Here is a 22,489-nt window from a genome sequence, read left to right as displayed (position 1 = left end):
GAACAGGCGGGGGTTTTTGCATTTCGGCGACCAAAACGGCATGTGCAGCGGGGTGGTGGCGGGACGCGGGCGTCTGCGGCGAGGTGAACAGGCCGAGGAGCGTCCTCATACGTGCCGTGCATCGGTGTCGCGGTTGAGTCGAGGTGTCCGATTCCATTGCATCTGCCACCCCATAGTCGCGTCAGTGCGTCTGCGCTGCCCGGAAGGAGCCGGATTGACGCCGATTCGCCGCAACTGATGGCGCGACTCGACGGGTGCCAATCCAGATTGCCGTCCAACGGCATCGGTCCCGTCGCAGCGAGATCCGTTGCGTCATCGATCAATTTACCGCGGGCAGCGGCCTTCATGCGGTGTCTATTCTTCGACGATCAATCCGATCTTCTTACGCGCTGCGAGCACTTCCTGGCTCATCGCGAAGCGGCTGGCGGTGGCCAGCTCTTGTTTGTGATCTCGGTTGTGCTCATATCCCTCGCACGTCACCTACCCGTCGTATTACCCAGCTTCGCGTTCCGCGATCAGGTGCTATCGGCAGCTGTATTTACGCCATCTGCGCGCAACGAGGCCGACTTCGTTCGGGGTGGGTGGCCAATCTACACCCCTTTCAGCGGGCGAGCTCTGCTAGAGCCGTCGGTCGTATACGGAATACAGAGTAAAGCCCCCGTTCGGATCCCCGCCCGCGCAGCGGCGACAACGGGCGAACTGCGCCCGCCAATCGATGGGCTCCTCCGCCTGGGTTCCCGCGAGCACGTGGCGCTCTTCGGGTGGACATTCATTCTGCAGCGAGCGAATCGTTGGGGCTGAAGCAGTCTCGGCATCCGCCGACAACGGGAACGATATGTCGTGTTCGCGGACCGCAGTTGCAGTGTGATGCGTGCGTGTCGATGGTGGACCGCCACCGAGGGAGGAACCCGCAGGCCGTGCTTGTGTCCCCGGTCGCGATCAATACGAACATCGCCGCCGTGCGGCGAGCGACCGATATCGCCAACGGGGCGCGCATGTCGGCTCCGGGCTTCTGATCGGCGGGATGCGACGCAGACGCGCCCCGTCACGTATCCCGAAATCCAGTAACCGAGCCGGGCATCGCCATGTCTGATGTCGCATGTACTCGCAGATTCAACTCGATAGGCTGGCGGAGCTGCCCACCGCAGGAGAGGGCGATCGTTGCGTAACGGTGGCTGCAGGTGATCGACGGAGGGGCGCGGCATCGGGCGGTCTGATGGCGCGTCATCCTGCTGTCCGCGACGGCGGGCCGACGGCTCACTGCCAGGCCCTGCACAAAATGAATCCCGCCGCAACGCCGTTCCATGGGGGCCCGCTCGCCGTTGCCGCATCATCGATTACCGGTCTCCGCCGCCCGATTGTCAGCCCGTCCAGCCTTCGGCCGAGGCCGCGCGGCGCGTCCGGCATGGAAATTGCAAATTTTTCTGTCTTCCCGCTTGGCATTATGCGCGAGAGGCCTTATGATGGCGGTCTTTCGTTTTCAGCGAAGATGCAAATCGACGCAGAAGGCGGAGTCTGACGAAGATGTGGACGCCGATCGGTGATCCTCTCGTGCTTGCCTTAGCCGGGCGAGCGTGGGTGTCGGGTGAATCGCGCGGCGCTCTGGAAGAGAATGAAAATAATCTTCCGGATGTGCTTGACAAGAGTGCGATGCACCCCCATAATCGTCAGTTCTCTACGGAGGGGTGCCCGAGTGGCTAAAGGGGGCAGACTGTAAATCTGTTGGCTTACGCCTACGTTGGTTCGAATCCAACCTCCTCCACCAAGAACATCAGCGCAAAGAGCGGTAGGGAATCGTTAGTGGCCCGTGCGGGTGTAGCTCAATGGTAGAGCAGAAGCCTTCCAAGCTTACGACGAGGGTTCGATTCCCTTCACCCGCTCCAGTCCGTGAAGTTGAAGCGTAATAGCGCCCATGTGGCTCAGTGGTAGAGCACTCCCTTGGTAAGGGAGAGGTCGGCAGTTCGATCCTGCCCATGGGCACCAGCAGTAAAAAGTCAGTGTCTGTTTGCGCGCGGCGCAACATGTGAAATTCCTTTCGGGAGTTGAAAATGGCCAAGGAAAAGTTTGAGCGGACCAAGCCGCACGTCAACGTTGGTACGATCGGTCACGTTGACCACGGCAAGACGACGCTGACGGCAGCGATCACGACGGTTCTGACGAAGAAGTTCGGCGGCGAAGCGAAGGCTTACGACCAGATCGACGCGGCACCGGAAGAAAAGGCGCGCGGCATCACGATCAACACGGCACACGTCGAGTACGAAACGGCTAACCGCCACTACGCACACGTCGACTGCCCGGGCCACGCTGACTATGTGAAGAACATGATCACGGGCGCAGCGCAGATGGACGGCGCGATCCTGGTGTGCTCGGCAGCAGACGGCCCGATGCCGCAAACGCGTGAGCACATCCTGCTGGCGCGTCAGGTTGGCGTTCCGTACATCATCGTGTTCCTGAACAAGTGCGACATGGTGGACGACGCTGAACTGCTCGAGCTGGTCGAGATGGAAGTTCGCGAACTGCTGTCGAAGTACGACTTCCCGGGCGACGACACGCCGATCGTGAAGGGTTCGGCCAAGCTGGCGCTGGAAGGCGACACGGGCGAGCTGGGTGAAGTGGCGATCATGAGCCTGGCAGACGCGCTGGACACGTACATCCCGACGCCGGAGCGTGCAGTTGACGGCGCGTTCCTGATGCCGGTGGAAGACGTGTTCTCGATCTCGGGCCGCGGTACGGTGGTGACGGGTCGTGTCGAGCGCGGCATCGTGAAGGTCGGCGAGGAAATCGAAATCGTCGGTATCAAGCCGACGGTGAAGACGACCTGCACGGGCGTTGAAATGTTCCGCAAGCTGCTGGACCAAGGTCAGGCAGGCGACAACGTCGGTATCCTGCTGCGCGGCACGAAGCGTGAAGACGTGGAGCGCGGCCAGGTTCTGGCGAAGCCGGGTTCGATCACGCCGCACACGCACTTCACGGCTGAAGTGTACGTGCTGAGCAAGGATGAAGGCGGCCGTCACACGCCGTTCTTCAACAACTACCGTCCGCAGTTCTACTTCCGTACGACGGACGTGACGGGCTCGATCGAGCTGCCGAAGGACAAGGAAATGGTGATGCCGGGCGACAACGTGTCGATCACGGTGAAGCTGATCGCTCCGATCGCGATGGAAGAAGGTCTGCGCTTCGCAATCCGCGAAGGCGGCCGTACCGTCGGCGCCGGCGTCGTCGCCAAGATCATCGAGTAAGCCAGTTATTCGTTGATCGACAGTTTTGGGGCTGGCAGCAGCCGGCCCCAACATGGTTTAGGGGTATAGCTCAACTGGCAGAGCGTCGGTCTCCAAAACCGAAGGTTGGGGGTTCGATTCCCTCTGCCCCTGCCAAAAATCGCCACGTGTCCCACGTGGCATTTGTTTTAAGGTGTTATGGCGAATCCATCCGTCGAAACTGTAAATACCTCCGGCGATAAGCTGATGCTGGCCCTGGGCGTATTGCTGGTCTTGGCCGGATTCGTGGGCTTCTTCTGGCTGGCCAACCAGCAGTGGTATGTCCGCGGTGCCGCGTTGGCGGTAGGTATCATCGCCGGCGTGGCCGTCGGTCTGATGTCCGCACCTGGCAAGAGCCTCATCGCGTTTGCCAAGGATTCGTACAAGGAAGTCCGCAAGGTCGTTTGGCCCACCCGCAAGGAAGCAACGCAAACCACACTCGTCGTGTTCGGTTTCGTGCTCGTGATGGCGATTTTCCTCTGGTTGAGTGACAAATCGATCGAATGGGTGATTTTCTCGGCGATTCTGGGTTGGAAATGATATGAGCGATACTCCGGCATCCCCGAGCGGAAAGCGTTGGTACGTCGTGCACGCCTACTCCGGTATGGAGAAGAGCGTGCAACGTGCGCTTCAAGAGCGCATCGAACGTGCTGGCATGCAGGACAAATTCGGTCAGATCCTGGTCCCGACCGAAGAAGTGGTCGAAGTCAAAGGCGGCCACAAGGCAGTAACCGAGCGTCGTTTCTTCCCCGGCTACGTGCTGGTTGAAATGGAAATGACGGACGAGACGTGGCACCTCGTGAAGAACACCGCGAAGGTCACGGGCTTCGTCGGCGGTGCACGCAACCGCCCGACCCCGATTTCCCCGAAGGAAGTCGAGAAGATCATGTCGCAGATGCAGGAAGGTGTGGAGAAGCCGCGCCCGAAGACCCTGTTCGAAGTTGGCGAGATGGTGCGTGTCAAGGAAGGCCCGTTCACGGACTTCAACGGCACGGTCGAAGAAGTCAACTACGAAAAATCGCGCGTGCGCGTGTCGGTCACGATCTTTGGCCGATCCACCCCGGTCGAACTCGAGTTCGGCCAGGTCGAAAAAGTTTGATCCCGATTCGGTGGGCAGCCTCGGCTGCCCACCTTCGCGCTTACGGTCCGCGTCATGGCCGTTGAGGAGCGTCAGTAGCCAGCGGCGAACGCGCGTTATCACTCACCGAACGCCGCCTGGCGTTCCAACGAGGTTTACAAATGGCAAAGAAGATTGTCGGCTTTATCAAGCTGCAGATTCCTGCAGGTAAAGCCAACCCGTCGCCGCCGGTCGGTCCGGCACTGGGCCAGCGCGGCCTGAACATCATGGAGTTCTGCAAGGCGTTCAACGCGCAGACTCAAGGCATGGAGCCGGGTCTGCCGGTGCCGGTGGTCATCACGGCATACGCTGACAAGAGCTTCACGTTCGTGATGAAGACGCCGCCGGCGACCGTCCTGATCAAGAAGGCGGCGAAGGTGGACAAGGGCTCGAGCAAGCCGCACACCGACAAGGTCGGTTCGATCACGCGCGCTCAAGCCGAAGAAATCGCGAAGACCAAGATGCCGGACCTTACGGCAGCTGATCTGGACGCAGCCGTTCGCACCATCGCTGGTAGCGCACGCTCGATGGGCATCACTGTGGAGGGCGTGTAAATGGCTAAGATCTCCAAGCGCCGTCAGGCATTTGCCGCCAAGGTCGACCGTCAGAAGCTGTACGCGATCGAAGACGCACTGGCACTCGTGAAGGAATGCGCGAGCGCGAAGTTCAACGAATCGATCGACGTCGCAGTTCAGCTCGGCATCGATGCGAAGAAGTCGGACCAGGTCGTTCGTGGTTCGGTCGTCCTGCCGGCAGGTACGGGCAAGTCGGTTCGCGTTGCCGTGTTTGCACAAGGCGACAAGGCCGAGCAGGCTCGTGCAGCAGGCGCGGAAATCGTCGGTATGGAAGACCTGGCCGAGCAGATCAAGGCTGGCCAGATGGACTTCGACATCGTGATCGCTTCGCCGGACACGATGCGTATCGTCGGTACGCTCGGTCAGATCCTCGGCCCGCGCGGCCTGATGCCGAACCCGAAGGTTGGCACGGTCACGCCGGACGTCGCGACTGCAGTCAAGAACGCGAAGGCTGGTCAGGTGCAATTCCGTGTCGACAAGGCCGGTATCATCCACGCGACCATCGGCCGTGCATCGTTCGAAGCAGCAGCACTGCGCTCGAACCTGTCGGCACTGATCGAAGCGCTGCAGAAGGCCAAGCCGGCAACGAGCAAGGGCGTCTACCTGCGCAAGATCGCACTGTCGAGCACGATGGGCGTCGGCGTGCGTGTCGACCAGGCTACGCTGGCAGCGCAGTAAGCAAGTATTCGGGCCGCTTCGTTCGCGAAGCGGCCTACATGGGCTTTGGGCGGTTGTTCGTGCAACAGTGGCGGGCAACCGGTTATCAAAGACCGTTGGTGGGGCGCAGCAGGCAGGCGATCCCTTAATTCAAGCCAACGCAGATGGCGAACCCGAAAAAGTTTTGCAGTGGTGAAGCCGCAGGTCGTGAAGCGATTCACGGCGTGAGGTGGAAATACTCCTAACGAGGTCGGACGCCGTTGTTGAACGAGGTACGTGAGGTTTCGGCCATGCCGGCCGCGCCGAGCGTATCGTTTCTGGAGGCTAACCGTGCCGCTTAATAGAGAAGACAAGCAAGCCGTCGTCGCTGAGGTTTCCGCGCAAGTCGCGAAGGCCCAGACCGTTGTGCTGGCTGAGTATCGTGGAATTGCGGTTGGCGATCTGACCAAGCTGCGCGCGAAAGCGCGTGAGCAACAGGTTTACCTGCGCGTGTTGAAGAACACGCTGGCGCGTCGCGCTGTCGAAGGTACGCCTTTTGCTCCGCTGGCAGAGCAGATGACTGGTCCCCTGATCTACGGCATCTCGGAAGATGCAATTGCTGCTGCCAAGGTCGTCAACGACTTCAGCAAGAGCAATGACAAGTTGGTCATCAAGGCTGGTTCGTTCGATGGCAAGGTGATGGACAAGGCTGGCGTGCAAGCGCTGGCAAGCATCCCGAGCCGTGAAGAACTGCTCTCGAAGCTGCTGTTCGTTATGCAAGCGCCTGTTTCGGGCTTCGCGCGTGCTCTTGCCGCGCTGGCCGAGAAGAAGCAAGCGGAAGCTGCGTAATCGAGCGTGCATCAGCGTCACTGATCGCTGGCTGTATCCGAATTCAATTTAGGAGTATTTCAAATGGCAATCGCAAAAGAAGACATCCTGGCAGCAGTCGAAGGGATGACCGTTCTGGAACTGAACGAACTGGTCAAGGCGTTCGAAGAGAAGTTTGGCGTGTCGGCAGCTGCAGTGGCAGTCGCTGGCCCGGCAGGCGGCGGCGCTGCTGCTGCTGCAGAAGAGAAGACCGAATTCACGGTCGTCCTGGCTGAAGCAGGCAGCAACAAGGTTGCAGTCATCAAGGCAGTTCGCGAACTGACGGGCCTGGGCCTGAAGGAAGCGAAGGACGTCGTTGACGGCGCACCGAAGGCTGTCAAGGAAGGCGTCGACAAGGCTGCTGCTGACGAAGCCAAGAAGAAGCTGGAAGAAGCAGGCGCGAAGGTCGAAGTCAAGTAAGTTTCGACGCGCTGTGCGAAGGCTGGCGGTATTTTCACCGCCGGCCTTTTTGTGCTTTGTGGGGACGTTATTCTGGCACTCTTTTGGGAGCCCGAATAATCGGCCCCAGAAGCCAAAGAAAACCGCCAAATCGTTGTCAATGGTCGCGATTGGCGTTTCTCTTTGTCTTCTGAAGCGACTGCAGAAGGCAAGTTTGGTCGGGTAGCGGGCAACACAGGCATCCGCTGCCGTCAGCCAGCGGTTGGTAGCGGCCAACCACCAAGCTTCTCGGCTCGTTCAAGCCATCGGGCGGCCATCGGGTCTCAGTCGGTGAACACTCGGGTTTGAAACGTCCAGGTATCCCACCTCGATAGCACCCGCCGTGATTCGGAGATCGTATGCAATATTCCTTCACCGAGAAGAAGCGCATTCGCAAGAGTTTCGCGAAGCGCCCCATCGTTCACCAAGTTCCGTTCTTGCTGGCCACCCAGCTTGAATCATTCAGCACGTTTCTGCAAGCCGATGTGCCGGTCACGCAACGCAAGCCTGAAGGTTTGCAGGCCGCATTCACATCGGTATTTCCCATTGTTTCGCACAACGGCTTCGCGCGCCTCGAGTTCGTGAGCTATGCGCTGTCCTCGCCGGCATTCAACATCAAGGAATGCCAGCAGCGGGGCCTGACGTACTGCTCCGCGCTGCGCGCGAAGGTCCGCCTCGTCATCCTCGACAAGGAATCGCCGAACAAGCCGGTCGTCAAGGAAGTGAAGGAGCAGGAAGTGTACATGGGCGAAATTCCGCTCATGACGCCGACGGGCTCGTTCGTCATCAACGGCACCGAGCGTGTCATCGTCTCGCAGCTGCACCGTTCGCCGGGCGTGTTCTTCGAACACGACAAGGGCAAGACGCACAGCTCGGGCAAGCTGCTGTTCTCGGCACGGATCATTCCGTACCGCGGCTCGTGGCTCGACTTCGAATTCGATCCGAAGGACATCCTGTACTTCCGCGTCGACCGTCGCCGCAAGATGCCGGTCACGATCCTGCTGAAGGCCATCGGCCTCACGCCGGAACAGATCCTCGCGAACTTCTTCGTGTTCGACAACTTCACGCTGATGGACGAAGGCGCGCAACTCGAGTTCGTGCCCGAGCGCCTGCGTGGTGAAGTCGCGCGTTTCGACATCACGGATCGCGAAGGCAAGGTGATCGTCCAGAAGGACAAGCGGATCAACGCGAAGCACATTCGCGACCTCGAAGCCGCGAAGACCAAGTTCATCTCGGTGCCGGAAGACTATCTGCTCGGCCGCGTGCTGGCGAAGAACGTCGTCGACGGCGACACCGGCGAAGTGATCGCGAGCGCGAACGACGAAGTCACGGAAAGCGTGCTCGAGAAGCTGCGCGAAGCAGGCATCAAGGACATCCAGACGCTCTACACGAACGATCTGGACCAGGGTCCGTACATCTCGTCCACGCTGCGTGTCGACGAAACGACCGACAAGACGGCCGCGCGCATCGCGATCTACCGCATGATGCGTCCGGGCGAGCCGCCGACCGAAGAAGCGGTCGAGGCGCTGTTCAACCGTCTGTTCTACAGCGAAGAAGCGTACGACCTGTCGAAGGTCGGCCGCATGAAGTTCAACCGCCGCGTCGGCCGTGACGAGATCGTCGGCCCGATGACGCTGCAGGACGACGACATCCTCGCGACGATCAAGATCCTCGTCGAGCTGCGCAACGGCAAGGGCGAAGTGGACGACATCGACCACCTCGGCAACCGTCGCGTGCGTTGCGTCGGCGAACTGGCGGAAAACCAGTTCCGCGCGGGTCTCGTGCGTGTCGAGCGCGCGGTCAAGGAACGCCTCGGCCAGGCCGAAAGCGAAAACCTGATGCCGCATGACCTGATCAACTCGAAGCCGATTTCGTCGGCGATCCGCGAGTTCTTCGGTTCGTCGCAGCTGTCGCAGTTCATGGACCAGACCAACCCGCTGTCGGAAATCACGCACAAGCGCCGTGTTTCCGCACTCGGCCCGGGCGGTCTGACGCGCGAGCGCGCAGGCTTCGAAGTGCGCGACGTGCACCCGACCCACTACGGCCGCGTGTGCCCGATCGAAACGCCGGAAGGTCCGAACATCGGTCTGATCAACTCGCTCGCGCTGTACGCGCACCTGAACGAGTACGGCTTCCTCGAGACGCCGTACCGCAAGGTTGTGGACGGCAAGGTGACCGACCAGATCGACTACCTGTCGGCGATCGAGGAAGGCCGCTACATGATCGCGCAGGCAAACGCCGCGGTCGACGAGAACGGCCAGCTGATCGACGAACTCGTGTCGTCGCGTGAAGCCGGCGAAACGATGATGGTCACGCCGGACCGGATCCAGTACATGGACGTCGCGCCGTCGCAGATCGTGTCGGTTGCAGCTTCGCTGATCCCGTTCCTCGAGCACGACGACGCGAACCGTGCACTGATGGGTTCGAACATGCAGCGTCAGGCCGTGCCGTGTCTGCGTCCGGAAAAGCCGGTCGTCGGTACGGGCATCGAGCGTACCTGCGCGGTCGACTCGGGCACGACGGTTCAGGCGTTCCGCGGCGGCGTCGTCGACTACGTCGATGCAGGCCGTATCGTGATTCGCGTGAACGACGACGAAGCGGTTGCGGGTGAAGTCGGTGTCGACATCTACAACCTGATCAAGTACACGCGTTCGAACCAGAACACGAACATCAACCAGCGTCCGATCGTGAAGATGGGCGACAAGGTCTCGCGCGGCGACGTGCTGGCCGACGGCGCATCGACGGACCTGGGCGAGCTCGCGCTCGGCCAGAACATGCTGATCGCGTTCATGCCGTGGAACGGCTACAACTTCGAGGACTCGATCCTGATCTCGGAGAAGGTCGTGGCCGACGATCGCTACACGTCGATCCACATCGAAGAGCTGAACGTCGTTGCACGCGACACGAAGCTCGGGCCGGAAGAAATCACGCGCGACATCTCGAACCTGGCGGAAGTCCAGCTCGGCCGTCTCGACGAATCGGGCATCGTGTACATCGGTGCCGAAGTCGAAGCGGGCGACGTGCTGGTCGGCAAGGTCACGCCGAAGGGCGAGACCCAGCTGACGCCGGAAGAGAAGCTGCTGCGCGCGATCTTCGGCGAGAAGGCTTCGGACGTGAAGGACACGTCGCTGCGCGTGCCGTCGGGCATGAGCGGCACGGTGATCGACGTCCAGGTGTTCACGCGCGAAGGCATCCAGCGCGACAAGCGTGCGCAACAGATCATCGACGACGAACTGAAGCGCTATCGTCTCGACCTGAACGACCAGCTGCGCATCGTGGAAGGCGACGCGTTCCAGCGTCTCGCCCGCATGCTGGTGGGCAAGGTCGCGAACGGCGGTCCGAAGAAGCTCGCGAAGGGCACGAAGATCGACCAGGCTTACCTGGAAGACCTCGACCACTACCACTGGTTCGACATCCGCCTCGCGGACGACGAAGCAGCGGCACAGCTCGAAGCGATCAAGAACTCGATCGAAGAGAAGCGTCACCAGTTCGACCTCGCGTTCGAAGAGAAGCGCAAGAAGCTCACGCAAGGCGACGAACTGCCGCCGGGCGTGCTGAAGATGGTCAAGGTGTACCTCGCGGTGAAGCGCCGTCTGCAGCCTGGCGACAAGATGGCAGGCCGTCACGGTAACAAGGGTGTCGTGTCGAAGATCGTCCCGATCGAAGACATGCCGTACATGGCCGACGGCCGTCCGGCAGACGTCGTGCTGAACCCGCTCGGCGTGCCGTCGCGGATGAACGTGGGTCAGGTTCTGGAAGTGCACCTCGGCTGGGCCGCGAAGGGCCTCGGCTGGCGTATCGGCGAAATGCTGCAGCGTCAGGCGAAGATCGAGGAACTGCGCGCGTTCCTGACGAAGATCTACAACGAGTCGGGCCGCCAGGAAGATCTGGAAAGCTTCACCGACGACGAGATCCTCGAGCTCGCGAAGAACCTGCGCGAAGGTGTGCCGTTTGCAACGCCGGTGTTCGACGGTGCGACCGAGGAAGAAATGGGCAAGATGCTCGACCTCGCGTTCCCGGACGACATCGCGGAACAGCTCGGCATGAACCCGTCGAAGAACCAGGTCCGCCTGTACGACGGCCGCACGGGCGAGATGTTCGAACGTCGCGTGACGCTCGGCTACATGCACTACCTGAAGCTGCACCACCTGGTCGACGACAAGATGCACGCGCGTTCGACGGGCCCGTACTCGCTCGTCACGCAGCAGCCGCTGGGCGGTAAGGCGCAGTTCGGTGGCCAGCGTTTCGGTGAAATGGAAGTGTGGGCACTCGAAGCGTACGGCGCGTCCTACGTGCTGCAGGAAATGCTGACGGTGAAGTCGGACGACGTGACCGGCCGGACGAAGGTTTACGAGAACCTCGTCAAGGGCGATCACGTGATCGATGCAGGCATGCCGGAATCCTTCAACGTGCTCGTGAAGGAAATCCGCTCGCTCGGTATCGATATCGATCTCGACCGCAATTAATCGGACTACGGAGAGAAGGCAATGAAAGCTCTGCTCGATCTATTCAAGCAAGTCCAACAGGAAGAAGTTTTCGACGCGATCAAGATCGGTCTGGCCTCGCCGGACAAGATCCGTTCGTGGTCGTTCGGCGAAGTGAAGAAGCCGGAGACCATCAACTACCGTACGTTCAAGCCGGAACGCGATGGTCTGTTCTGCGCGAAGATCTTCGGGCCGATCAAGGACTACGAGTGCCTGTGCGGCAAGTACAAGCGCCTGAAGCACCGCGGCGTGATCTGCGAGAAGTGCGGCGTCGAAGTGACGCTCGCGAAGGTGCGTCGCGAACGCATGGGCCACATCGAACTGGCCTCGCCGGTCGCGCACATCTGGTTCCTGAAGTCGCTGCCGTCGCGTCTGGGCATGGTGCTCGACATGACGCTGCGCGACATCGAACGCGTGCTGTACTTCGAAGCGTACGTGGTGATCGAACCGGGCATGACGCCGCTGAAGGCGCGGCAGATCATGACCGAAGAGGATTACTACAACAAGGTCGAGGAATACGGCGACGAATTCCGTGCCGAGATGGGCGCGGAAGGCGTGCGTGAACTGCTGCGCGCGATCAACATCGACGAGCAGGTCGAGACGCTGCGCACCGAGCTGAAGAACACCGGCTCGGAAGCGAAGATCAAGAAGTACGCGAAGCGCCTGAAGGTCCTCGAGGCATTCCAGCGCTCGGGCATCAAGCCCGAGTGGATGATCCTCGAAGTGCTGCCGGTGCTGCCGCCGGAACTGCGTCCGCTCGTGCCGCTGGACGGCGGCCGTTTCGCGACGTCGGACCTGAACGACCTGTATCGCCGCGTGATCAACCGTAACAACCGGTTGAAGCGTCTGCTCGAGCTGAAGGCGCCTGAAATCATCGTCCGCAACGAAAAGCGGATGCTGCAGGAAGCCGTCGACTCGCTGCTCGACAACGGTCGTCGCGGCAAGGCGATGACGGGCGCGAACAAGCGTCCGCTGAAGTCGCTCGCCGACATGATCAAGGGCAAGGGCGGCCGTTTCCGTCAGAACCTGCTGGGCAAGCGCGTCGACTACTCGGGCCGTTCGGTCATCGTGGTCGGCCCGACGCTGAAGCTGCACCAGTGCGGTCTGCCGAAGCTGATGGCGCTCGAACTGTTCAAGCCGTTCATCTTCAACAAGCTGGAAGTGATGGGCGTCGCGACGACCATCAAGGCTGCGAAGAAGGAAGTCGAGAACCAGACGCCGGTCGTGTGGGACATCCTCGAAGAGGTGATCCGCGAGCACCCGGTGATGCTGAACCGTGCGCCGACGCTGCACCGTCTCGGTATCCAGGCGTTCGAACCGGTGCTGATCGAAGGCAAGGCGATCCAGCTGCACCCGCTCGTCTGCGCGGCGTTCAACGCCGACTTCGACGGTGACCAGATGGCCGTTCACGTGCCGCTGTCGCTCGAAGCGCAGATGGAAGCGCGCACGCTGATGCTGGCGTCGAACAACGTGCTGTTCCCGGCCAACGGCGATCCGTCGATCGTGCCGTCGCAGGATATCGTGCTGGGTCTGTACTACGCGACCCGCGAAGCGATCAACGGCAAGGGCGAAGGCCTGTCGTTCACCGGCGTGTCGGAAGTGATCCGCGCGTACGAGAACAAGGAAGTCGAGCTGGCATCGCGCGTCAACGTGCGGATCACCGAAATGGTCCGCAACGAGGACACGTCGGAAGGCGCGCCGGAATTCGTGCCGAAGATCACGCTGTACGCGACGACCGTCGGCCGCGCGATCCTGTCGGAGATCCTGCCGCACGGCCTGCCGTTCTCGGTGCTGAACAAGCCGCTGAAGAAGAAGGAAATCTCGCGCCTGATCAACACCGCGTTCCGCAAGTGCGGTCTGCGTGCGACGGTCGTGTTCGCCGATCAGCTGATGCAGTCGGGCTTCCGTCTCGCGACGCGCGCCGGCATCTCGATCTGCGTGGACGACATGCTCGTGCCGCCGCAGAAGGAAACGATCGTCGGCGACGCCGCGAAGAAGGTGAAGGAGTACGACCGTCAGTACATGTCGGGTCTCGTCACCGCGCAGGAGCGCTACAACAACGTGGTCGACATCTGGTCGGCGACGTCGGAAGCGGTCGGCAAGGCGATGATGGAGCAGCTGTCGACCGAGCCGGTGATCGATCGCGACGGCAACGAGACGCGCCAGGAATCGTTCAACTCGATCTACATGATGGCCGACTCGGGCGCCCGGGGTTCGGCGGTGCAGATTCGTCAGCTGGCCGGTATGCGAGGCCTGATGGCGAAGCCGGACGGCTCGATTATCGAGACGCCGATTACCGCGAACTTCCGCGAAGGCCTGAACGTGCTGCAGTACTTCATCTCGACCCACGGTGCGCGTAAGGGTCTGGCTGATACGGCACTGAAGACCGCGAACTCGGGTTACCTGACGCGTCGTCTCGTCGACGTCACGCAGGATCTGGTGGTGGTCGAGGACGATTGCGGCACGTCGAACGGCGTCGCGATGAAGGCGCTGGTCGAAGGCGGTGAAGTCGTCGAAGCGCTGCGCGACCGTATCCTCGGCCGCGTCGCGGTCGCGGACGTCGTGAACCCGGAAACGCAGGAAACGCTGTACGAATCGGGCACGCTGCTCGACGAAACGGCGGTCGAGGAAATCGAACGCCTCGGCATCGACGAAGTGCGCGTGCGCACGCCGCTGACCTGCGAAACGCGTTACGGTCTGTGCGCGGCCTGCTACGGCCGCGACCTCGGCCGCGGCTCGCTCGTGAACGTCGGCGAAGCAGTCGGCGTGATCGCGGCACAGTCGATCGGTGAGCCGGGCACGCAGCTGACGATGCGTACGTTCCACATCGGTGGTGCGGCATCGCGTGCGGCAGTGGCATCGTCGGTCGAAGCGAAGAGCAACGGTATCGTGCGTTTCACGGCGACGATGCGCTACGTCACCAACGCGAAGGGCGAGCAGATCGTCATCTCGCGTTCGGGCGAGGCGCTGATCACCGACGATATCGGCCGCGAGCGCGAACGTCACAAGATCCCGTACGGCGCGACGCTGCTGCAGCTCGACGGCGCGGCGATCAAGGCCGGCACGCAGCTGGCGACGTGGGATCCGATGACGCGTCCGATCATCACCGAGTACGGTGGTACGGTGAAGTTCGAGAACGTCGAGGAAGGCGTGACCGTCGCGAAGCAGATCGACGACGTGACCGGTCTGTCGACGCTGGTCGTGATCGACGTGAAGCGTCGTGGTTCGCAAGCTTCGAAGAGCGTGCGTCCGCAGGTGAAGCTGCTCGACGCGAACGGCGAGGAAGTGAAGATCCCGGGCACGGAACACGCGGTGCAGATCGGCTTCCAGGTCGGCGCACTGATCACCGTGAAGGACGGCCAGCAGGTGCAGGTCGGTGAAGTGCTCGCACGTATCCCGACCGAAGCGCAGAAGACGCGTGACATTACCGGCGGTCTGCCGCGGGTGGCGGAACTGTTCGAAGCGCGTTCGCCGAAGGATGCCGGCATTCTCGCGGAAGTCACCGGCACGACGTCGTTCGGCAAGGACACGAAGGGCAAGCAGCGTCTCGTCATCACGGACCTCGAAGGCAATCAGCACGAGTTCCTGATCGCGAAGGAAAAGCAGGTGCTGGTCCACGATGCCCAGGTCGTCAACAAGGGCGAAATGATCGTGGACGGCCCGGCCGATCCGCACGACATCCTGCGTCTGCAGGGCATCGAGGCGCTGTCGCGCTACATCGTCGACGAAGTGCAGGACGTGTATCGTCTGCAGGGCGTGAAGATCAACGACAAGCACATCGAGGTGATCGTTCGCCAGATGCTGCGTCGTGTGCAGATCACCGACAACGGTGATACGCGCTTCATCCCGGGCGAACAGGTCGAGCGTTCGGACATGCTGGACGAGAACGATCGCATGATCGCCGAAGGCAAGCGTCCGGCTTCGTACGACAACGTGCTGCTCGGTATCACGAAGGCGTCGCTGTCGACCGACTCGTTCATCTCCGCGGCATCGTTCCAGGAAACGACCCGCGTGCTGACCGAAGCGGCGATCATGGGCAAGCGCGACGATCTGCGCGGCCTGAAGGAAAACGTGATCGTCGGCCGTCTGATCCCGGCCGGTACGGGTCTCGCGTTCCACAAGGCACGCAAGGCGAAGGAAATGTCCGACCGCGAGCGTTTCGACCAGATCGCTGCGGAAGAGGCATTCGACTTCGGCACGCCGAGCGCGCCCGCGGAAGAGCCGCAACACCCGGCAGCCGAATAAGCGCGGGGGGCGGCGCGAGCCGCCTCACGCTGCTGCATTCGCTGTCATCGAAACCGCCCGGTTCCAGCCGGGCGGTTTTTTTTATCCGTCGTTCACGTGCATGACGGGCTTGCCGCACGCGTTGCGCAGGCCCGTCATGCGCGTGCACGAACCCCGTCCGATCGGCCAACGTTGCACGATTCGCCGCGCGTCGCGCGAGCGGGTTGCTAAAATTGCGGTCATCGTTCTGCCGTGCTCGCTCTCATTCATGTCCCGCGCCCTCGAAATCCTCGACGAAGTCTTTGGTTATTCCGCATTCCGCGGCCAGCAGGGCGAGATCGTCGAACACGTCGCCGGCGGCGGCGATTGCCTCGTGCTGATGCCGACCGGCGGCGGCAAGTCGCTGTGCTACCAGATTCCGGCGCTGCTGCGCCGCGAGGCGGGGCAGGGTGCGGGCATCGTCGTGTCGCCGCTGATCGCGCTGATGCAGGACCAGGTCGCCGCACTGAGCGAAGTCGGCGTGCGCGCGGCGTACCTGAACTCGACGCTGTCGGGCGCCGAGGCCGCGGCCACCGAGCGCGCGCTGCGCGAAGGCGAGATCGACCTGCTGTATGTCGCGCCGGAGCGCCTGATGACCGCGCGCTTTCTCGAACTGCTCGAGCGCGCGAAGATCGGCCTGTTCGCGATCGACGAGGCGCACTGCGTGTCGCAGTGGGGCCATGATTTCCGTCCCGAATACATCCAGCTGTCGGTGCTGCACGAGCGCTTCCCGTCGGTGCCGCGCATCGCGCTGACGGCGACCGCCGACGCGATCACGCGCGACGAGATCATCCATCGCCTGGCGCTCGACGATGCGCGCGTGTTCGTGTCGAGCTTCGACCGCCCGAACATCCGCTACCGGATCGTCGAGAAGGACAACGCGCGCGCGCAGCTGCTCGACTTCATCCGCGCCGAGCACACGAACGCGGACGGCACGACCGACGCGGGCGTCGTCTACTGCCTGTCGCGCCGCAAGGTCGAGGAAACGGCCGAATGGCTGAAGGCGCAGGGCGTGCGCGCGCTGCCGTATCACGCGGGGATGGAGTTCGAGGTGCGGCAGAAGCACCAGGAAATGTTCCAGCGCGAGGAAGGCATCGTGATGTGCGCGACGATCGCGTTCGGCATGGGCATCGACAAGCCGGACGTGCGCTTCGTCGCCCACCTCGATCTGCCGAAGAGCGTCGAAGGCTATTACCAGGAAACCGGCCGGGCGGGCCGCGACGGATTGCCGGCGAACGCGTGGATGGCGTACGGCCTCGGCGACGTCGTCCAGCAGCGCAAGATGATCGACGAATCCGATGCGGACGACGCGCACAAGCGCGTGCAGACGTCGAAGCTCGACGCGCTGCTCGGGCTGTGCGAGACGATCTCGTGCCGCCGCGTGCGGCTGCTGAACTACTTCGGCGAAGCGAGCCAGCCGTGCGGCAACTGCGACACGTGCCTCGAGCCGCCCGATTCATGGGACGCGACGCGCGAGGCGCAGATGGCGCTGTCGTGCGTGTTCCGCGCGCAGCGCGCGAGCGGCTTCAACTTCGGCGCGAGCCATCTGATCGAGGTGCTGCGCGGCGGCCGGACCGAGAAGGTGCTGCAGCGCGGCCACGACCAGTTGAGCACGTTCGGGATCGGCGCGTCGCTGTCCGAGCCCGAGTGGCGCGCGATTTTCCGGCAGCTCGTCGCGTACGGCTATCTGGCCGTCGATCACGGCGGCTTCGGCGCGCTGGTGCTCACCGAGGCCGCGAAGCCGGTGCTGAAGAACGAGGAGAAGGTCACGCTGCGCCGCTACGTGAAGCCGCAGCGCACGCGCCAGTCGTCGAGCCGCAGCGGCACGCGCGTCGATCCGACGGCCGGCATGGGCACGCGCGAGCGCGCACGCTGGGACGCGCTGCGCGCATGGCGCGCCGAAACCGCGAAGTCCGACGGCGTGCCGGCCTACGTGATCTTCCACGACGCGACGCTCGCGGAAATCGCGCGCAACGCGCCGGAGACGATCGACGATCTGCGCCATATCCCCGGCATGGGCGTACGCAAGCTCGAACGCTTCGGCGACGAGATCATCGACGTCGTCGAATCGGCGTGACACAGGCGTTTCGGCCCTTCCGGTAAACCGGCGGCGCGGCTGGCAAATCACGCAAGCCGTTGACTTAGTTGGCATTTCCGGAATAAGATGTTGGGTTCCGGTATTCGGTGGGCCGAGTCGCGTCGAAGCGTGTTCGCAGGTTCGTGCCCGTATCGCCGGTTCGGAAGTCAACTGTGCGTCGATTCTCGCTTTGCCCGAAATCGATGCGCAGATTTTGTTCAATTTCAGGAATAAACAATGCCAACCATCAACCAACTGGTTCGCAAAGGCCGTCAGTCGGAAACGACGAAGAGCAAGAGCCCGGCCCTGCAGGACTGCCCCCAGCGTCGCGGCGTGTGCACCCGTGTGTACACGACGACGCCGAAGAAGCCGAACTCGGCACTCCGTAAGGTCGCCAAGGTTCGTCTGACGAACGGCTTCGAAGTGATTTCGTACATCGGCGGTGAAGGCCACAACCTGCAGGAACACTCGGTTGTGCTGATCCGCGGCGGCCGTGTGAAGGACTTGCCGGGTGTGCGTTACCACATGGTTCGCGGCTCGCTGGATACCCAGGGCGTCAAGGACCGTAAGCAAGCGCGCTCGAAGTACGGCGCGAAGCGTGCAAAGGCTGCCAAGTAAGCAGTTTTTGATCAGGGATCGCCGCAGGGCGGTCAAGGCGGGAGTGCCGGATTGCCGGTGCTGTCGAGTAAGTGGTCACCCGGCCAAGCTGGTTAGTCGTGAAGATGTGATCGGGTTTGTTGGTGGCCGCGGGGCTGGATACAGCTCCAACTGAACAGGTAAAGGAAGAATCATGCCGCGTCGTCGCGAAGTCCCCAAGCGGGAAGTGTTGCCGGATCCGAAGTTCGGCAACGTTGATGTAGCCAAGTTCATGAACATGCTGATGCTGTCCGGCAAGAAGTCGGTCGCAGAGCGCATCGTTTATGGCGCATTCGAACAGATCCAGACCAAGGGTGGCAAGGACCCGCTGGAAGTGTTCACCGTTGCGCTCAACAACGTGAAGCCGGTGGTCGAAGTGAAGAGCCGCCGCGTTGGTGGTGCCAACTATCAAGTTCCGGTCGAGGTGCGCCCGTCGCGTCGTATGGCATTGGCGATGCGCTGGCTGCGTGAGGCTGCGAAGAAGCGTAGCGAGAAGTCGATGGCTCTGCGTCTGGCAGGCGAACTCACCGAAGCGGCCGAAGGCCGTGGCGGCGCGATGAAGAAGCGCGATGAAGTTCACCGCATGGCAGAAGCCAACCGCGCGTTCTCGCATTTCCGTTTCTAAGCGCCTGGCTGGGCTGTTTGCGGAAATAAATTCCGGGCGGGTGCGCTTTTCAGGCGCCTCGCCCGTTTGTGTTGAGGCGTGATGCAGCAGGGCTGCATCACGTCATCCCAGTAGAGGATCAAAGTGGCTCGCAAGACTCCTATCGAGCGCTACCGCAATATCGGTATTAGCGCTCACATCGACGCCGGCAAAACGACGACGACCGAGCGCATTCTGTTTTACACCGGTGTGAACCACAAGATCGGTGAAGTCCACGACGGCGCAGCAACGATGGACTGGATGGAGCAGGAACAAGAGCGTGGCATCACGATCACGTCCGCTGCTACCACCGCCTTCTGGAAGGGCATGGGCGGCAACTATCCGGAACACCGCATCAACATCATCGACACCCCGGGCCACGTCGACTTCACGATCGAAGTGGAGCGTTCGATGCGCGTGCTCGACGGCGCGTGCATGGTGTACTGCGCAGTGGGCGGCGTGCAGCCGCAGTCGGAAACGGTGTGGCGCCAGGCGAACAAGTACAAGGTGCCCCGTCTCGCGTTCGTCAACAAGATGGACCGTACCGGCGCGAACTTCTTCAAGGTCTACGACCAGCTCCGTCTGCGCCTGAAGGCGAACCCGGTTCCGGTCGTGGTGCCGATCGGCTCGGAAGAAAACTTCAAGGGCGTGGTCGACCTGATCAAGATGAAGGCGATCATTTGGGACGAAGCGTCGCAAGGCACGAAGTTCGACTACGTCGACATCCCGGCCGAACTCGCCGACACCTGCAAGGAATGGCGCGAAAAGATGGTCGAAGTGGCTGCTGAAGCCAGCGAAGACCTGATGAACAAGTACCTGGAAGAAGGCGACCTGCCGGAAGCCGACATCGTCAAGGCGCTGCGCGACCGTACGATCGCGTGCGAAATCCAGCCGATGCTGTGCGGTACCGCGTTCAAGAACAAGGGCGTGCAGCGTATGCTCGACGCCGTGATCGACTTCCTGCCGTCGCCGGTCGACATCCCGCCGGTCAAGGGCGAGCTCGAAAACGGCGAAGAAGCCGAGCGCAAGGCGTCGGACGACGAGAAGTTCTCGTCGCTCGCGTTCAAGATCATGACCGACCCGTTCGTCGGCCAGCTGATCTTCTTCCGTGTGTACTCGGGCGTCGTCAATTCGGGCGACACGCTGCTGAACTCGACCAAGGGCAAGAAGGAGCGCCTCGGCCGTATTCTGCAGATGCACGCGAACCAGCGTGAAGAAATCAAGGAAGTCCGTGCAGGCGACATCGCTGCAGCGGTCGGCCTGAAGGAAGCCACCACGGGCGACACGCTGTGCGACCCGGCGAACCCGATCGTTCTCGAACGCATGGTGTTCCCGGAGCCGGTGATTTCGCAGGCTGTCGAGCCGAAGACCAAGGCTGACCAGGAAAAGATGGGCCTCGCGCTGAACCGTCTGGCGCAGGAAGACCCGTCGTTCCGCGTGCAGACCGACGAAGAGTCGGGCCAGACCATCATTTCGGGCATGGGCGAGCTCCACCTCGAAATTCTGGTCGACCGGATGAAGCGTGAATTCGGCGTGGAAGCGACCGTCGGCAAGCCGCAGGTTGCATACCGCGAAACGATCCGTTCGACGGCGAAGGACGTCGACGGCAAGTTCGTCAAGCAGTCGGGTGGTCGCGGCCAGTACGGTCACGCGGTCATCACGCTCGAGCCGAACGAACAGGGCAAGGGCTACGAGTTCTTCGACGAGATCAAGGGTGGTGTGATTCCGCGTGAATACATCCCGGCGGTCGACAAGGGTATCCAGGACACGCTGAAGTCGGGCGTGCTGGCTGGCTTCCCGGTCGTCGACGTGAAGGTTCACCTGACGTTCGGTTCGTACCACGACGTCGACTCGAACGAAAACGCGTTCCGCATGGCCGGTTCGATGGCGTTCAAGGAAGCGATGCGCAAGGCGAACCCGGTCGTCCTCGAGCCGATGATGGCTGTCGAAGTCGAGACGCCGGAAGACTACATGGGCAACGTGATGGGCGACCTGTCGGGCCGTCGCGGCATCGTCCAGGGCATGGAAGACATGGTTGGCGGCGGCAAGATCGTTCGCGCCGAAGTGCCGCTGTCGGAAATGTTCGGTTACTCGACGTCGCTGCGTTCGCTGACGCAAGGTCGTGCAACGTACACGATGGAGTTCAAGCACTACGCTGAAGCTCCGCGCAACGTTGCTGAAGCGATCATCAGCGCGAAGTCGAAGTAAATCTCAGCTACCAACCGATATTTTTTGAAAGAAGAGAATCATGGCAAAAGAAAAGTTTGAGCGGACCAAGCCGCACGTCAACGTTGGTACGATCGGTCACGTTGACCACGGCAAGACGACGCTGACGGCAGCGATCACGACGGTTCTGACGAAGAAGTTCGGCGGCGAAGCGAAGGCTTACGACCAGATCGACGCGGCACCGGAAGAAAAGGCGCGCGGCATCACGATCAACACGGCACACGTCGAGTACGAAACGGCTAACCGCCACTACGCACACGTCGACTGCCCGGGCCACGCTGACTATGTGAAGAACATGATCACGGGCGCAGCGCAGATGGACGGCGCGATCCTGGTGTGCTCGGCAGCAGACGGCCCGATGCCGCAAACGCGTGAGCACATCCTGCTGGCGCGTCAGGTTGGCGTTCCGTACATCATCGTGTTCCTGAACAAGTGCGACATGGTGGACGACGCTGAACTGCTCGAGCTGGTCGAGATGGAAGTTCGCGAACTGCTGTCGAAGTACGACTTCCCGGGCGACGACACGCCGATCGTGAAGGGTTCGGCCAAGCTGGCGCTGGAAGGCGACACGGGCGAGCTGGGTGAAGTGGCGATCATGAGCCTGGCAGACGCGCTGGACACGTACATCCCGACGCCGGAGCGTGCAGTTGACGGCGCGTTCCTGATGCCGGTGGAAGACGTGTTCTCGATCTCGGGCCGCGGTACGGTGGTGACGGGTCGTGTCGAGCGCGGCATCGTGAAGGTCGGCGAGGAAATCGAAATCGTCGGTATCAAGCCGACGGTGAAGACGACCTGCACGGGCGTTGAAATGTTCCGCAAGCTGCTGGACCAAGGTCAGGCAGGCGACAACGTCGGTATCCTGCTGCGCGGCACGAAGCGTGAAGACGTGGAGCGCGGCCAGGTTCTGGCGAAGCCGGGTTCGATCACGCCGCACACGCACTTCACGGCTGAAGTGTACGTGCTGAGCAAGGATGAAGGCGGCCGTCACACGCCGTTCTTCAACAACTACCGTCCGCAGTTCTACTTCCGTACGACGGACGTGACGGGCTCGATCGAGCTGCCGAAGGACAAGGAAATGGTGATGCCGGGCGACAACGTGTCGATCACGGTGAAGCTGATCGCTCCGATCGCGATGGAAGAAGGTCTGCGCTTCGCAATCCGCGAAGGCGGCCGTACCGTCGGCGCCGGCGTCGTCGCCAAGATCATCGAGTAACATCGACGATCCGCGGATCCCTCCGGGGTCCGCGCTTCCACGGTAGGCAGTCGTACC

The 22,489-nt window shown here is 61.9% G+C and carries 14 protein-coding genes and 4 tRNA genes; all 18 read left to right on the top strand.

Features of this window, described 5'->3' with window-relative positions; all coding sequences use genetic code 11:
* Window positions 1-1,679: 1,679 nt before the first annotated feature.
* Window positions 1,680-1,765: transfer RNA gene (locus Q3A80_RS25640), tRNA-Tyr, on the top strand.
* A 44-nt stretch (window positions 1,766-1,809) separates the two neighbouring features.
* Window positions 1,810-1,883 (top strand) — tRNA-Gly (locus tag Q3A80_RS25635).
* A 25-nt stretch (window positions 1,884-1,908) separates the two neighbouring features.
* A tRNA-Thr gene (locus tag Q3A80_RS25630) sits at window positions 1,909-1,983 on the top strand.
* A gap of 65 nt (window positions 1,984-2,048) precedes the next feature.
* Window positions 2,049-3,239: an elongation factor Tu gene (gene tuf / locus Q3A80_RS25625; RefSeq protein WP_006482910.1), complete on the top strand. Its 1,191-nt coding sequence runs from the start codon at window positions 2,049-2,051 to the stop codon at window positions 3,237-3,239.
* Between the two features lie 59 nt (window positions 3,240-3,298).
* A tRNA-Trp gene (locus Q3A80_RS25620) sits at window positions 3,299-3,374 on the top strand.
* A gap of 42 nt (window positions 3,375-3,416) precedes the next feature.
* The gene (gene secE, locus Q3A80_RS25615) at window positions 3,417-3,797 is read left to right on the top strand and encodes a preprotein translocase subunit SecE (protein WP_006482892.1); all 381 of its coding nucleotides are present in this window, start codon (window positions 3,417-3,419) and stop codon (window positions 3,795-3,797) included.
* A gap of 1 nt (window position 3,798) precedes the next feature.
* Complete coding sequence (gene nusG / locus Q3A80_RS25610) at window positions 3,799-4,356, top strand: transcription termination/antitermination protein NusG (protein WP_006400672.1); 558 nt, start codon at window positions 3,799-3,801, stop codon at window positions 4,354-4,356.
* Window positions 4,357-4,496: 140 nt separating this feature from the next.
* Window positions 4,497-4,928 carry a 50S ribosomal protein L11 gene (gene rplK / locus Q3A80_RS25605; protein ID WP_006400671.1) on the top strand — a complete coding sequence of 144 codons (432 nt, stop codon included), beginning with the start codon at window positions 4,497-4,499 and terminating at the stop codon, window positions 4,926-4,928.
* Window positions 4,929-5,627, top strand: a complete 699-nt coding sequence (gene rplA / locus Q3A80_RS25600; protein WP_151065333.1) for a 50S ribosomal protein L1 — start codon at window positions 4,929-4,931, stop codon at window positions 5,625-5,627.
* Window positions 5,628-5,936: 309 nt separating this feature from the next.
* A complete protein-coding gene (rplJ, locus tag Q3A80_RS25595) occupies window positions 5,937-6,434 on the top strand; it encodes a 50S ribosomal protein L10 (RefSeq protein ID WP_040143029.1) in 498 nt (165 codons plus the stop codon).
* A 63-nt stretch (window positions 6,435-6,497) separates the two neighbouring features.
* Entirely contained in the window at window positions 6,498-6,872 is a 375-nt protein-coding gene (gene rplL, locus Q3A80_RS25590) for a 50S ribosomal protein L7/L12 (protein WP_040143030.1), read from the top strand.
* Window positions 6,873-7,249: 377 nt separating this feature from the next.
* The gene (gene rpoB / locus Q3A80_RS25585; protein ID WP_446331611.1) at window positions 7,250-11,356 is read left to right on the top strand and encodes a DNA-directed RNA polymerase subunit beta; all 4,107 of its coding nucleotides are present in this window, start codon (window positions 7,250-7,252) and stop codon (window positions 11,354-11,356) included.
* 21 nt (window positions 11,357-11,377) lie between these two features.
* Complete coding sequence (gene rpoC / locus Q3A80_RS25580; protein WP_446331610.1) at window positions 11,378-15,619, top strand: DNA-directed RNA polymerase subunit beta'; 4,242 nt, start codon at window positions 11,378-11,380, stop codon at window positions 15,617-15,619.
* 247 nt (window positions 15,620-15,866) lie between these two features.
* Window positions 15,867-17,714 (top strand): DNA helicase RecQ, encoded by a 1,848-nt coding sequence (gene recQ, locus Q3A80_RS25575; RefSeq protein WP_446331609.1) that lies wholly within the window; start codon window positions 15,867-15,869, stop codon window positions 17,712-17,714.
* A gap of 237 nt (window positions 17,715-17,951) precedes the next feature.
* Window positions 17,952-18,332, top strand: a complete 381-nt coding sequence (gene rpsL / locus Q3A80_RS25570; protein WP_006400662.1) for a 30S ribosomal protein S12 — start codon at window positions 17,952-17,954, stop codon at window positions 18,330-18,332.
* Between the two features lie 172 nt (window positions 18,333-18,504).
* Window positions 18,505-18,975: a 30S ribosomal protein S7 gene (rpsG, locus tag Q3A80_RS25565; RefSeq protein ID WP_034209730.1), complete on the top strand. Its 471-nt coding sequence runs from the start codon at window positions 18,505-18,507 to the stop codon at window positions 18,973-18,975.
* Between the two features lie 123 nt (window positions 18,976-19,098).
* A complete protein-coding gene (gene fusA / locus Q3A80_RS25560) occupies window positions 19,099-21,201 on the top strand; it encodes an elongation factor G (RefSeq protein ID WP_151065327.1) in 2,103 nt (700 codons plus the stop codon).
* Window positions 21,202-21,241: 40 nt separating this feature from the next.
* Window positions 21,242-22,432, top strand: a complete 1,191-nt coding sequence (gene tuf, locus Q3A80_RS25555; protein ID WP_006482910.1) for an elongation factor Tu — start codon at window positions 21,242-21,244, stop codon at window positions 22,430-22,432.
* The last annotated feature ends 57 nt before the right edge of the window (window positions 22,433-22,489 follow it).

This window comes from Burkholderia sp. SR8, assembly GCF_052851275.1.
The sequence above is the reverse complement of the archived record's forward strand: the minus strand, read 5'-3'. Positions and strand labels throughout refer to the sequence as shown.

What these genes read in the sequence shown, in the direction of transcription:
- tuf (WP_006482910.1), top strand. Translation starts at nt 2,049, where the DNA reads ATGGCCAAGGAAAAGTTTGAGCGGACCAAGCCGCACGTCAACGTTGGT.
- secE (WP_006482892.1), top strand. Translation starts at nt 3,417, where the DNA reads ATGGCGAATCCATCCGTCGAAACTGTAAATACCTCCGGCGATAAGCTG.
- nusG (WP_006400672.1), top strand. Translation starts at nt 3,799, where the DNA reads ATGAGCGATACTCCGGCATCCCCGAGCGGAAAGCGTTGGTACGTCGTG.
- rplK (WP_006400671.1), top strand. Translation starts at nt 4,497, where the DNA reads ATGGCAAAGAAGATTGTCGGCTTTATCAAGCTGCAGATTCCTGCAGGT.
- rplA (WP_151065333.1), top strand. Translation starts at nt 4,929, where the DNA reads ATGGCTAAGATCTCCAAGCGCCGTCAGGCATTTGCCGCCAAGGTCGAC.
- rplL (WP_040143030.1), top strand. Translation starts at nt 6,498, where the DNA reads ATGGCAATCGCAAAAGAAGACATCCTGGCAGCAGTCGAAGGGATGACC.
- rpoB (WP_446331611.1), top strand. Translation starts at nt 7,250, where the DNA reads ATGCAATATTCCTTCACCGAGAAGAAGCGCATTCGCAAGAGTTTCGCG.
- rpoC (WP_446331610.1), top strand. Translation starts at nt 11,378, where the DNA reads ATGAAAGCTCTGCTCGATCTATTCAAGCAAGTCCAACAGGAAGAAGTT.
- recQ (WP_446331609.1), top strand. Translation starts at nt 15,867, where the DNA reads ATGTCCCGCGCCCTCGAAATCCTCGACGAAGTCTTTGGTTATTCCGCA.
- rpsL (WP_006400662.1), top strand. Translation starts at nt 17,952, where the DNA reads ATGCCAACCATCAACCAACTGGTTCGCAAAGGCCGTCAGTCGGAAACG.
- rpsG (WP_034209730.1), top strand. Translation starts at nt 18,505, where the DNA reads ATGCCGCGTCGTCGCGAAGTCCCCAAGCGGGAAGTGTTGCCGGATCCG.
- tuf (WP_006482910.1), top strand. Translation starts at nt 21,242, where the DNA reads ATGGCAAAAGAAAAGTTTGAGCGGACCAAGCCGCACGTCAACGTTGGT.